The sequence below is a fragment of the Delftia sp. 60 genome (assembly GCF_002754395.1).
Classification (GTDB): domain Bacteria; phylum Pseudomonadota; class Gammaproteobacteria; order Burkholderiales; family Burkholderiaceae_C; genus Comamonas; species Comamonas acidovorans.
Genome location: NZ_PEFD01000001.1, coordinates 5600928 through 5613792, shown reverse-complemented (window position 1 = coordinate 5613792; position 12865 = coordinate 5600928). Strand labels below are relative to the sequence as shown.

Sequence of the window (12865 nt, the reverse complement as noted above, 5' to 3'; positions counted from 1 at the left end):
GGATGTGAAAGGTTCAGGTCGGAGAAGGCATGCGCGCCAGCCGGGCGAGGGCGGGCGGATGCGAGTAGTAAAAGCCCACGTACCAGGGATCGGGCGTGAGCGTTGAAGCATTGTCCTCGTACAGCTTGAGCAGTGCCGAGGCCAGATGGGCGCCGCTGGCCTGTTGCATGGCATAGGCATCGGCTTCGAACTCGTCGCGGCGCGACAGGGCCGAGAACAGCGGGGTGACAAAGAAGCTGAATACCGGCACGGCCAGCAGGAACAGCAGCAGTGCCACGGCCTCGTTGCCGGCGCCTATCCCGCCATGGCCCAGCGCAAGGTCCAGACCCGGGCGCACGCCCAGGCCCAGGTAGAACCACAGCTGCTGCGACAGCCAGCCCAGCAGTGCGAAGCCGGCCAGGCTGGCGGCGAACATCAGCAGCATGCGCTTGAGGATGTGGCGGTGCTTGAAGTGGCCCAGCTCGTGCGCGAGCACGGCCTCCACCTCGTCGGCGTCGAGCTGCTTGAGCAAGGTGTCGAAGAACACCACGCGCTTGGAATGGCCGAAGCCCGTGAAATAGGCATTGGCATGGGCCGAGCGGCGGCTGCCATCCATCACGAACAGGCCTTTGGCCGTGAAGCCGCAGCGCTGCATCAGCGCGCTCACGCGCTCCTTGAGCGTGCCTTCGGCCAGCGGTTCGAACTTGTTGAACAGCGGTGCGATGAAGGTCGGAAAGATCCACATCAGCAGCAGGTTGAACGCCGTCCACACGGCCCAGGCCCACAGCCACCACAGGTCGCCGGCCGAGCCCATGAGCCACAGGATCAGGGCCGCCAGGGGAAGGCCGATGGCCGCGCCCATGGCGGTGGACTTGATGGCATCGGTCAGCCACAGCCGCAGCGTCATCTGGTTGAATCCAAAGCGCTGCTCCAGCACAAAGGTCTGGTAGAGCGACAGCGGCAGCTCCACCAGCCCGGAGATCAGGGCAAAGCCGGCCAGCAGTGCCAGTTGCTGCCACAGGCCGGCGCCCATCAGTTCCAGCAGCCACTGGTTGAGCGCGTCGAGCCCGCCCAGCAGCGTCCATGCGAGCAGCACCACGGCGCCCAGCGTCATCTCGATCAGGGCGATGCGGGCCTTGGCCAGCGTGTAGTCGGCGGCCTTTTGATGGGCCGCGAGGCTGATGCGTTGCGCAAAGGCCTCAGGCACCTCGGCCCGATGGCGGGCCACATGGCGGACCTGGCGCGAGGCCAGCCAGGCGCGCAGCAGCCACTGGGCCAGCACGGCTGCGGCAAACAGCAGGGACAGTGTCGAGGAAAAATCGGGGTTGAAGGCCATGTGGCCGCAGTGTAGGCGACAATTTGGGCCATGTCCGAAGCCTCCGAAGCCGCCAGCGCTTGCATTCCCGTCCCCGCCGAACCCGGCACGTCCATCACCCTGGCCAAATCCGATCTCAACCTCGTCTGGCTCGACTGCGAGATGACCGGGCTGCAGCCCGATACCGATCGCATCATCGAGATCGCCGTGGTCGTCACCAGTCCGGACCTGGCCATTCGCATCGAAGGGCCGGTATTTGCCATCCATCAGGCAGATGCGCTGCTCGATGGCATGGATGCCTGGAACAAGGGTACGCATGGCAGGAGCGGCCTGATCGATCGCGTCAAGGCATCGACCACCAGCGAGGCCGATGCGGAGGCTGCGCTGATCAAGTTCCTCTCGCAGTACGTTCCCAAGGCCAAGGCCCCGCTGTGCGGCAACAGCATCGGGCAGGACAGGCGCTTCATGGAGCGCTACATGCCCAAGCTCAACAACTTCTTCCACTACCGCAATGTCGATGTCAGCACCCTCAAGGAACTGGCCAGGCGCTGGAAGCCCGACGCCTATGCCTCCTTCAAGAAGGCCCAGCGCCACACCGCACTGGCCGATGTGCACGAGTCCATCGATGAGCTGGCGCACTATCGCGCGCGCCTGCTGAACGTCTGAATCTGGCGGCCCCGGCCATTTTTTATGACAGGGGCTTGCGGGAAAACCCGGGGAGTGCGACAATCTACAGCTTGCCCCCATCAACAAGGGGCAATTTGCACATCTCCATCACACAAGGGCCCCTGCGCTGTGTGTCTGCGGTCGGTGTCCATAGACCACCATGAAGGCTTTCATGGATGGCGGGACCACCGGTTTCGGACCAGCCGAAAATGCCCATCCGCCCTTTTGCGAAGGGCCGGTTAAGTCTGACGGTGGATGTTGACCCAACCGTCGAGAAAAGCGTGCCAGATCGCTGACTGCGCGTGCTTTTCGTTAGAGCCATTCATGAACGATATCTCTCAAGAGCAGGGCATCATTGCCGCTGCCGATTCCTCTTTTGCCTCCGCCGCTGAAGCATCTTCCGTGCTGAACGCCGCCGTTGCCAGCGCCGAGCAGGCCGCCGAATCCCTGGCCGCCGCCGAAGTCGTGGAAATCGCCGAAGGCGCCGAGGCTGTTGAAGCAGCCCCCGAACTGCCCAATGCCTTCATCGAGCTGGGCCTGGCTGAAGAACTGGTCCGTGCCGTTGCCGATCTGGGCTACACCCAGCCCACGGCTGTGCAGGCGCAAGCCATTCCCCTGGCCATGGGCAGTGATGACCAGGCCTTCATCGACCTGATGGTGTCCAGCCAGACCGGCTCGGGCAAGACCGCTGCCTTCCTGCTGCCCGTGCTGCACACGCTGATCCAGCAAAAGGCTGACGAAGAAGCCGCCATCCGCGCCGAATATGACCGCCAGTGCGCCGAAGCAACGGCCAGCGGCCAGCCCACGCCCAAGCGCAACAAGCGCAAGGACCCCACGAATCCCCGCAACTTCAAGGCAGCCGTTCCCGGCGCCCTGATCCTGTGCCCCACGCGCGAGCTGGCACAGCAGGTGGCGCATGACGCCATCGAGCTGGTCAAGCACTGCCGTGGCATCCGCATCGCCAACGTGGTGGGCGGCATGCCCTACCAGCTGCAGATCGCCAAGCTGCAGAACGCCAACCTCGTGGTGGCCACTCCCGGCCGTCTGCTGGACCTGCAGCGCTCGATGCAGATCAAGCTCGACCAGGTTCAGTTCCTGGTGGTGGACGAAGCCGACCGCATGCTGGACCTGGGCTTCTCGGACGATCTGGCCGAAGTCAACGACCTGACGGCACAGCGCAAGCAGACCATGATGTTCAGCGCCACCTTCGCGCCCCGCATCCAGCAACTGGCCATGCGCGTGATGCATGACGGCGGCTCCGGCGTGAAGAAGGTCACCATCGACACGCCTCAGGAAAAGCACGCCAGCATCAAGCAAGTGCTGTTCTGGGCCGACAACTCCCAGCACAAGCGCAAGCTGCTGGACCACTGGCTGCGCGACACCACGATCAACCAGGCCATCGTTTTCGCATCGACCCAGGTCGAGTGCGACGGTCTGGCCAATGACCTGCAGCAAGACGGCTTCTCCGCCGTGGCACTGCACGGCGCCCTGAGCCAGGGCCTGCGCAACCGCCGCCTGATGGCGCTGCGCAGCGGTCAGGTGCAGGTGCTGGTGGCTACCGATGTGGCCGCACGCGGCATTGACGTGCCCACCATCACCCACGTCTTCAACTACGGCCTGCCCATGAAGGCAGAGGACTACACCCACCGTATCGGCCGCACGGGCCGTGCCGGTCGCGAAGGTGTGGCCGTCACGTTCGCGGAATTCCGTGACCGTCGTCGCATTTTCGATATCGAGGCTTACAGCCGCCAGCAATTCAAGGCCGAAGTGATTCCTGGCCTGGAACCTGCACAGCGCGCACCCAGCAGCAACGAAGGCCGTGGCGGCCGTCGTGGCGGCGGTGGTTTTGAAAGCCGTGGCGGCGATCGCCGTGGTGCCGGCGGCGGTGGCCGTGGCGGTTTCGGTGGTGATCGTGGCTTTGGCGGCGATCGCGAGCGCAGCTTCGGTGATCGCGGTGGCGATCGTGGCTTCGGCGCACGCCGTGATTCCGAAGGCTATGGCCGCAAGGCTGGCTTCGGTGGCTTTGGCGGTGGCCAGCGCGAAGGCGGCTTCGGCCAGGGCCAGGGCCAAGGTCAGCGCGAAGGCGGCTACAGCCAGGCTCCGCGTGAAGGCGGCTACAGCCAGGCCCCGCGCGAAGGCGGCTTTGGCCGTGGCGGTGAAGGCCGTGGCTTCAGCGGCGACCGTGGTGCTCCGCGTGGCGGCGATCGCCGTGACGGCGCTCCCCGCGAAGGCGGCTTCCGTGGTGCATCCGGCGAGTCTCGCGGCTTTGGCGGTGGCGAATCCCGTGGCGGCTTCGGCGGCGGCGAGCGCCGTCCTGCCTTCGGCAAGAGCGCTCCCAAGCCTTACTCGCCCCAGGGCGGTGATCGCAAGCGCGTCGTGCGCTGATCGATCTCGGCATTGCATGCAGACCGGCCCTTCGGGGCCGGTTTTTTTTCGGCCATCTGCGTCCTCGCGTGGTGCGGCCTGTCCTTGATGGTGCAGAACCTGCTGTCTGGCGGGCTCTGTGACTGCCATAATCGCGGCGCGGAGGTGCCCTGTGGAGTCTTTGATCGCGTCCAGTGTGGATTTTGAACACATGTTCGAACTGGCCCCCGTCTCGCTATGGCTGGAGGACTACAGCGCGCTCAAGCGGCTGCTCGACCAGTGGCGTGCACAGGGCGTGACCGATCTGCAGGCGCATTTCCTGGCCCACCCGCAGGCGCTGCAGCAGTGCAGCGCGGCGCTCAAGGTGGTGCGCGTCAACCAGCGCACGCTGGACCTGTTCGGCGCCAGTGATCAGCAGACCTTTCTTGCCAGCCTGGGCCAGGTGTTCCGCGATGACATGCACGCGGGCCTGGCCTGCGAGCTGGAGGATCTGTGGCAGGGCTCTCTGAGCTTTGCCAACCGCACCGCCAACTACACGCTGGACGGGCGACGGCTCGATGTGCAGATCCGTGGCCGAATCCTGCCCGGTCATGAAGCGCTTTGGGACTGCGTGCTGGTGTCGCTGGAAGACGTGACGGCCGAGATGCGCAGCGCGCGCCAGCTGCACCGCAGCGAACAGTACTCGCGCGACCTGTTCGAGTACTCGCCCGTGTCGCTGTGGGTCGAGGATTTCAGCGCCATCAAGCGCCTGCTCGACGATGTGCGTGCCCAGGGCATCAGCGACTTCGCCACCTTCCTCAAGGTGCACCCGGAATTCGTCTCGCGCTGCATGCAGGAGATTCGCGTCGTGGACGTGAACCGCCAGACGCTGCGCATGTTCGGCGCCACCGACAAGCTGCAACTGCTGAGCCGGCTGGGCCGCATCTTCCGTGACGAGATGATCGACTCCTTTGCCGATCAGTTGCAGGACCTTTGGAGCGGCAAGCTCGTGCAGCACCGCGAAGTGGTGAACTACGCCCTGTCAGGCGACGCTCTGCACATCCACATGCAGCTGGCCGTGCTCGATGGCCATGCAGATGACTGGGGGCTGGTGCTGCTGTCGCTGGTGGACATCACGGCGCGCAAGAAGGCCGAGGCCTACCTCGAATACCTGGGCAAGCACGATGTGCTGACCCAGTTGCGCAATCGCGCCTTCTATATCGAGGAACTCAATCGCCTGGCACGCAAGGGGCCCTGGCCGCTGGCGGTGATTGCCATCGACATGAATGGCCTCAAGGAGGCCAATGACGAGCATGGCCATGCCGCAGGCGACGACATGCTGCGCCGCGTGGGCGAAGTGCTGACCAAGGCCGTGGATGCGCCTGCCTGCGCGGCGCGCATAGGCGGCGACGAATTCATGGTGCTTTTGCCGGCTTCGGACGAGCGCGGCGCCGAGGCGGTCAAGGAGCGCATCCTCTCGCTGCTGGAGCTCAACAACCAGTTCTATCCGGGCCAGGCGGTCAGCCTGTCCATGGGCGTGGCCTGCTGCGATTCGGGCAGCCAGGTCGAGGCCACCGTCTCGCGCGCCGACCAGGCCATGTATGCCGAAAAGGCGCGCTACTACAAGGAAAGAATGCTGGACCGCCGCGCGGGCCGCGCTTAGCGGTCTTGCGCCGCAGTGCCTGTCAGGCCTCCGAGGCGTGCCGCCCGATTTCGGGCCAGCGGTGGTGCAGGTAGATCCAGGACGCCAGCCCTATCAGCATCATGCTGATCGAGCCCAGGGCCAGCAGTACGGTCGAATGCATCACCAGCGGTGCAATCATGCCCGCCACGATGCCATTGGCCGTGGAGCCGACCACGGCCTGCAGCGATGAGGCCAGGCCGCGCCGCTCCGGGTGGATGTCCAGCACCAGCAGCGTGACCACGGGCACCATCATGGCCCAGCCGAAGGCGAACACCCCCACGGGAATCAGCGCCCAGCTCACGTGGGCGGGCCAGATCAGGTTGGCGACCAAGTTGATGATGGACACGACGAACATGATCAGAAAGCCATGGCGGATCTGGTGCTTGGGCGGAATGCGCCCGGCCAGCCGGCCGCTCACCCATGCGCCGCCCATGATTCCCGAGATCGAGATCACGAAGAACCAGAAGAACTGCTGCGGCTGCAGGTGCAGCAGGTCGCCCAGGAAAGCGGGCGCCGACAGCACATACAGAAACATGCCGTTGAACGGCACGCCGCTGGCAAAGGCCAGCAGCACAAAGCGCGGATCGCTGCACAGCTCCTTGTAGCCGTGCATCAGAGGCTTGAAGCGGAAGGGCTGGCGCTGCGCCTGTGGCAGGGATTCCGGCAGGAATCGCCAGTTGATGCCCCACAGCAGCACGCCCACCAGGGTCAGGAACCAGAACACTGCCGCCCAGCCCAGGTGTATGAACAGCCAGCCGCCCATCACAGGGGCCAGGGCTGGCGCGATGCCAAAGAAGATGGTGATCTGCGCCATCACGCGCTGGGCCTGGGCGGGTGGAAACAGGTCGCGCACCACGGCGCGCGACACCACGATGCCCGCACCCGTGGACAGGCCCTGCAACGCGCGAAACAGCACCAGCTGCGTGATGCTCTGCGACAGCGCGCAGCCCGCCGATGCCAGCGTGAATACGGCCAGCCCCACAGCACCACGGGGCGGCGGCCAAAGCTGTCGGCCATTGCGCCGTGGAAAAGGTTCATGAAGGCAAAGCCGAACAGATAGGCCGACAGCGTCTGCTGCATCTGCAGCGGCGTGGCGTTCAGGGCCTGGGCGATGCCGGAGAAGGCGGGGATGTAGGTATCGATCGAGAACGGCCCCAGCATGCCCAGGATGGCAAGCAGGACGGCCAGGGCCCAGCGCGGGCCCTGCCAAAGCGGGGAAACATTTTGTGGCATGCAGGCGAGGCGGTTGTGCGTTGCGGGAGACCGCAGGCGCAGAAAAAGGCCGCGCGCCCTTGCGCCTGCGGCAGGGTGACACTGTAGCGGCTTGGCTGGAATCCGGTGTGACGGATGGCTTGGCGAATGACCTGGGCGATGGAATGTGTCGATAGTTTGTATCTAAATGATGTAAATATCGATAGAATTTATCTTTTGCGCCAGCATGCACAGGTCCGCCGTGGGGTGGATGGCATGGTTCTGGGCGCTTTCGCCAAGGATCTTTCATGACTGTTTCTCGCCGCACGTTGATATCGGGTCTGGCCCCGGCTGCGTTGCAACTGACCGCCGGCGCTGCCTGGTCCAAGGGCCGCCGACTGCAGCTCTCGGCGGCCTATGGCGATGGTATCTTTCACACGCAGAATCTGCGCAACTTCGCGGCGCGCGTGGGTGCCGATACCCAGCAGGCGCTGGAGATCGATGTGGTGTCCAACTCTGCGCTCAAGCCCATGGCGCAGGTGCTTCCTGCGCTCAAGCGCAATGAAATCCAGTTCGGCGAAGTTCTCATGTCGTCCTATGTGGATATCCATCCGCTGCTGGCCATGGACTCGCTGCCTTTCATCGTGCGTGGCTTTGACGAGGCTGCGCACCTGTGGCAACTGACCCGCCCCGTGCTGCAGGAGTTTTTGCTGGCTCAGCAGGGTGTGCGCCTGCTGTTTGCCGTGCCTTGGCCGGCGCAGGGCCTGTTCTGCCGGCGCCCGGTCAACAGCATCGTGGATCTCAGGGGGCTCAGGCTGCGGGTGCAAAGCGATGCGACCAAGCGGCTGGCGGAACTCTGGGGAGCGCAGCCGGTGGTGCTCGCGGCCGGTGATCTTGGCATGGTGCTGGAGCAGGGAGGTATTGACGCCATGGTTTCATCCAGTGCCACCGGCGTCGACAGCCAGGCTTGGAAGACCATGAAGGTGTTTCTGGACATCAAGGCCTGGATTCCCAAGAACATGTTGTGCGTCAGCGAGCTTGCCTGGAAGGGCTTTGCCGAGCCGGAACGCCAGGCCATCAGCCGCGCCGCCGCGCTGGCCGAGAAAGAAGGCTGGGCGCTGGCCCAGCAGGCCGATGAGCTGGGCAAGAAGGTTCTTGTCGACAACAAGATGTCCGTGGCCGCGCCATCGGCGGACCTGCGCCGCATGCTGGATTTGATGGGGGAGCGCTTTGGCCGGGAGTGGGTGGCCAAGGCTGGCAGCAGCAATATGTCTGTGCTGATGGAATACAACAAGAAAAGGCACTGAGCGCTGTCGCGCCGAGTGCCTTGTTCTGGGTATTGGTGGTGGGCCCTGAGTGATTCGAACACTCGACCAACGGATTAAGAGTCCGCTGCTCTACCAGCTGAGCTAAGAGCCCACGTATTTCTGCGTGGATGCCTGATGAGATCAGGCAAAAAAATTCTTGGTGGGCCCTGAGTGATTCGAACACTCGACCAACGGATTAAGAGTCCGCTGCTCTACCAGCTGAGCTAAGAGCCCCCTCGGGTATTCCGAAGGAATCAGCCTGGATGAATCCAGGCTGAAAAGGAATTTTTGGTGGGCCCTGAGTGATTCGAACACTCGACCAACGGATTAAGAGTCCGCTGCTCTACCAGCTGAGCTAAGAGCCCCAAAAACAAGTCTGCGCTGCAAACGAGACCGCAATTATGCGGCATTTTTTGTGCGCTTGCAGGAAGACGCGCCAAATTTTTAGTTCATGGGCATGGTGGCGCTGAGCCGGGCCCGCGTGCCACGCGGTGCGCAGCCGCAAAAAAGGCGGCCGAGGCCGCCTTTGGGGTGCTGGCGCGCAGCGCGCTTACATCAGCAGATGTTCGCCTGCGTTGTCACCGCCCAGGATCACGTAGTTGACCTTGCGGATGTCCATCAGCTTCTTGCCGCCGGAGTAGCTGATCGAGCTTTGCACGTCCTGCTCCATCTCGATCAGGGTGTTGGCCAGAAGACCCTTGACGGGCTCGAGGATGCGCTTGCCCTCCACGTGCTTGTACTCGCCTTTGTTGAAGTCCGAGGCCGAGCCGTAGTACTCCTTGAAGCGTTGGCCGTTTTCCTCGACGGTCTGGCCCGGCGATTCCTCGTGGCCCGCGAACAGCGAGCCGATCATCACCATGGTGGCGCCAAAGCGCACGCTCTTGGCGATGTCGCCGTGGCTGCGGATGCCGCCATCGGCAATGATGGGCTTGGTCGCCACGCGCGCGCACCACTTGAGCGCCGACAGCTGCCAGCCGCCCGTGCCAAAGCCCGTCTTGAGCTTGGTGATGCAGACCTTGCCGGGGCCGATGCCGACCTTGGTGGCGTCAGCGCCCCAGTTCTCCAGGTCGATCACGGCTTCGGGCGTGCCCACGTTGCCGGCGATCACGAAGGACTTGGGCAGCTTTTCCTTGAGGTAGCCGATCATGTTCTTCACGCTGTCGGCATGGCCGTGGGCGATGTCGATGGTGATGTATTCGGGGCACAGGCCTTCGGCGACGAAGCGGTCCACGGTGTCGTAGTCGGGCTTCTTGACGCCCAGCGAAATGGAGGCGAAGCAGCCCTTGCCCTGCATCTCGCGCACGAACTGCACGTTGTCCAGGTCAAAGCGGTGCATCACGTAGAAGTAGCCGTTCTGGGCCAGCCAGGTGCAGATGCTCTCATCCACCACCGTCTTCATGTTGGCCGGCACGGCCGGGATGCGGAAGGACCGACCGCCCAGCTCCACGCTGGCATCACACTCCGAGCGGCTTTCCACGCGGCACTTGCGCGGCAGCAGCAGGATGTTGTCGTAGTCGAAGATTTCCATTTGATTCCAAGCTCCATGAAAGGTCGCGGCAGGAACATCCCTCCGCGATGGGGCGCTTGGCTTGGAGGCCGGTCTTGCGGGCGGCGCGGGCGGGCCGCGTCGCCAGGGCGGCTGTGGCCCGGGCACAAAAAACCGGACCGCAAGAAACTTGGGCCCGGTGATTGATTCTATACGTTGCCGGCGCCGGGCCTGGGCACCCTGTCGATATAGCGGTTATAGGGATGGCGTTATGAACCTGCAAGGGCGCGCTGCGCGGGCCTATTACGGCCAGATTGCGGGCAGATCGCGGGCAGATTTCGGGCCGATTGCGGGAAATGCGGCATCGGTTTCCCTGGGGAGCGAGGTGCTTTCTACAATGCCAGGATGTTCCCGATCGATCTGCTCGACGGCGCCTCCGGTGCCGCGCCCGCCCCCAACTCCCCTTTGCTGACCCACCTCAATGAGGAGCAGCTCGCTGCCGTCACGCTTCCGGCCGGCCACGCGCTGATTCTGGCCGGTGCGGGCTCGGGCAAGACGCGGGTGCTGACCACGCGCATCGCCTGGCTGCTGCAGACGGGCCAGGCCACGCCGGGCTCCATCCTGGCCGTGACCTTCACCAACAAGGCGGCCAAGGAAATGCTGGCCCGCCTGTCGGCCATGCTGCCCTACAACGTGCGCGGCATGTGGATCGGCACCTTCCACGGCCTGTGCAACCGGCTGCTGCGCGCCCACCACCAGGCGGCAAAGCTGTCGTCCACCTTCCAGATCCTGGACACGCAGGACCAGCTGTCGGCCGTCAAGCGCCTGTGCAAGCAGTTCAACGTGGACGACGAGCGCTTTCCGCCCAAGCAGCTGCAGTACTTCATTGCCGGCTGCAAGGAAGAGGGCATGCGCCCCGGCGACGTGGTGGCCAATGACCCGGACACGCGCAAGAAGGTCGAGATCTACCAGCTCTACGAGGAGCAGTGCCAGCGCGAAGGCGTGGTCGATTTTGGCGAGCTGATGCTGCGCTCCTACGAGCTGCTGCGCGACGATGCCGCGCTGCGCGCCCACTACCAGCGGCGCTTTCGCCACATCATGGTGGACGAGTTCCAGGACACCAACAAGCTGCAGTACCAGTGGCTCAAGCAGCTGGCGGGCGACATGGTGGATGGCCGCCTGCAGGCCACGGGCAGCGTGATCGCCGTGGGCGACGACGACCAGAGCATCTACGCCTTTCGCGGTGCGCGCGTGGGCAACATGCAGGACTTCGTGCGCGAGTTCGACGTGCGCCAGCAGATCAAGCTGGAGCAGAACTACCGCTCCTACAGCAACATCCTGGACTGTGCCAACGCGCTCATCAGCCACAACAGCCAGCGCCTGGGCAAGAACCTGCGTACCACCCAGGGCCCGGGCGAGCCCGTGCGCATCTACGAGGCGCCCACGGACATGGCCGAGGCGCAGTGGATGGTCGAGGAAATCCAGCAGCTTGTGAAAAAGGACGGCTGGCAGCGCCAGGAAATCGCCGTGCTCTACCGCAGCAATGCGCAAAGCCGGGTGATCGAATCGCAGCTGTTCAATGCCGCCATTCCCTACCGCGTGTACGGTGGCCTGCGCTTTTTCGAGCGCGCCGAAATCAAGCATGCGCTGGCCTACCTGCGCCTGCTGGAGAACCCGCACGACGACACCAGCTTTCTGCGCGTGGTGAACTTCCCGCCGCGCGGCATTGGCGCGCGCAGCGTGGAGACGCTGCAGGACGCGGCGCGCAGCGCGGGCTGCTCGCTGCACGATGCCGTCTCGGCGGTGCCGGGCGCGCCGGGCACCAAGCTCGCAGGCTTTGTCGCCAAGATCGACGTGCTGCGCGAGCAGACCCAGGGCCGCACGCTGCGCGAGATCATCGAGGCCATCGAGGAAGAAAGCGGCCTGCTCGAGCACTACCGCAACGAAAAGGAAGGCGCCGACCGCATCGAGAACCTGCAGGAACTCGTGAACGCGGCCGAGAGCTTTGTCACCCAGGAAGGCTTTGGCCGCGATGCCGTGGCCCTGCCGCTGGACGAGCACGACGGCGCCAGGGCGCTGACGCAAAGCCCGGCCAGCCAGGGCCTGGACCCTGCGCTGCCGCTGCTGGACACGCCGCTCACGCCGCCGGCCGGCACCGTGGCCGGCATGGTCGATGCCGATACCGGCGAGACACTGTCGCCGCTGGCCGCCTTCCTGACGCACGCGGCGCTGGAGGCTGGCGACAACCAGGCCCAGGCCGGCCAGGACGCCGTGCAACTGATGACCGTGCATGCCTCCAAGGGGCTGGAGTTCGACGCCGTCTTCATCGGCGGCGTGGAAGAGGGCCTGTTCCCGCATGAGAACGCCATGATGGACCGCGGCGGCCTGGAGGAAGAGCGCCGCCTGGCCTATGTGGCCATCACCCGCGCGCGCAAGCGCCTGTACCTGAGCCATTCGCAGACGCGCATGCTGCACGGGCAGACGCGCTACAACGTCAAGAGCCGCTTCTTCGATGAGCTGCCCGATGAGGCGCTCAAGTGGATCACCCCCAAGCAGGGCGGCTTTGGCAGCTACGCGCCCCGCCCCGGTGGCGGCGGTGGTGGCGGCTATGGTTCACGCGATCGCGGCGGCTTCGGCAACAAGGCCGAAGGCTGGCGCAGCGAGGTCTTTGCCAGCCCTCCCGTGCCGCCGCAGAAGGTCGCTCCGGGCCACGGCCTGCGCGTGGGCCTGAACGTGTTCCACAACAAGTTCGGCGAAGGCAAGGTGCTGGCCCTGGAAGGCACGGGCGACGACGCGCGCGCCCAGGTCAGCTTTGGGCGCCACGGCACGAAGTGGCTGGCGCTGTCCATTGCCAAGCTCACGGTCGTGGAGTGAGGCGCGGGCTGCCGCGCCCG

General features: G+C 64.7%; 8 protein-coding genes, 3 tRNA genes and 1 pseudogene. 6 read left to right on the top strand and 6 right to left on the bottom strand.

The window, feature by feature from the left end; all coding sequences use genetic code 11:
• Nucleotides 1-13: 13 nt before the first annotated feature.
• Complete coding sequence (locus CLV01_RS25255) at nt 14-1315, bottom strand: M48 family metallopeptidase (protein ID WP_043782752.1); 1302 nt, start codon at nt 1313-1315, stop codon at nt 14-16.
• A gap of 30 nt (nt 1316-1345) precedes the next feature.
• Here CLV01_RS25255 and orn point away from each other — a divergent pair, with 30 nt between their 5' ends.
• The 3 genes from orn to CLV01_RS25240 all read left to right on the top strand — a co-directional run bounded on the left by orn (nt 1346) and on the right by CLV01_RS25240 (nt 5966).
• On the top strand, nt 1346-1960 hold the full coding sequence (orn, locus tag CLV01_RS25250) for an oligoribonuclease (protein WP_043825074.1): 615 nt from the start codon (nt 1346-1348) through the stop codon (nt 1958-1960).
• Between the two features lie 324 nt (nt 1961-2284).
• Nucleotides 2285-4345, top strand: coding sequence for a DEAD/DEAH box helicase (locus CLV01_RS25245; RefSeq protein ID WP_099732944.1), 2061 nt, complete (start codon nt 2285-2287; stop codon nt 4343-4345).
• A gap of 151 nt (nt 4346-4496) precedes the next feature.
• Nucleotides 4497-5966: a sensor domain-containing diguanylate cyclase gene (locus CLV01_RS25240; RefSeq protein WP_330873353.1), complete on the top strand. Its 1470-nt coding sequence runs from the start codon at nt 4497-4499 to the stop codon at nt 5964-5966.
• 22 nt (nt 5967-5988) lie between these two features.
• Here CLV01_RS25240 and CLV01_RS25235 read toward each other — a convergent pair.
• Nucleotides 5989-7220, bottom strand: a pseudogene (locus CLV01_RS25235) (multidrug effflux MFS transporter).
• A gap of 126 nt (nt 7221-7346) precedes the next feature.
• Between CLV01_RS25235 and CLV01_RS29340 the strand changes: the two are divergent.
• Both CLV01_RS29340 and CLV01_RS25230 read left to right on the top strand, forming a co-directional pair.
• Nucleotides 7347-7490: a hypothetical protein gene (locus CLV01_RS29340; protein ID WP_218968199.1), complete on the top strand. Its 144-nt coding sequence runs from the start codon at nt 7347-7349 to the stop codon at nt 7488-7490.
• Nucleotides 7487-8485, top strand: coding sequence for a TRAP transporter substrate-binding protein (locus tag CLV01_RS25230; RefSeq protein ID WP_043825080.1), 999 nt, complete (start codon nt 7487-7489; stop codon nt 8483-8485). The genes CLV01_RS29340 and CLV01_RS25230 overlap by 4 nt, the downstream gene beginning before the upstream one ends.
• 36 nt (nt 8486-8521) lie before the next feature.
• Here the strand turns inward: CLV01_RS25230 and CLV01_RS25225 are convergent.
• From CLV01_RS25225 to CLV01_RS25210, 4 genes are all read right to left on the bottom strand, one after another.
• Nucleotides 8522-8597, bottom strand: a tRNA-Lys gene (locus tag CLV01_RS25225).
• 46 nt (nt 8598-8643) lie between these two features.
• Nucleotides 8644-8719: transfer RNA gene (locus CLV01_RS25220), tRNA-Lys, on the bottom strand.
• 55 nt (nt 8720-8774) lie between these two features.
• Nucleotides 8775-8850: transfer RNA gene (locus CLV01_RS25215), tRNA-Lys, on the bottom strand.
• A gap of 185 nt (nt 8851-9035) precedes the next feature.
• Entirely contained in the window at nt 9036-10013 is a 978-nt protein-coding gene (locus CLV01_RS25210) for a GMP reductase (protein WP_013800939.1), read from the bottom strand.
• 363 nt (nt 10014-10376) lie between these two features.
• Here CLV01_RS25210 and CLV01_RS25205 point away from each other — a divergent pair, with 363 nt between their 5' ends.
• A complete protein-coding gene (locus tag CLV01_RS25205) occupies nt 10377-12845 on the top strand; it encodes a UvrD-helicase domain-containing protein (RefSeq protein ID WP_099732946.1) in 2469 nt (822 codons plus the stop codon).
• Nucleotides 12846-12865 lie beyond the last annotated feature (20 nt).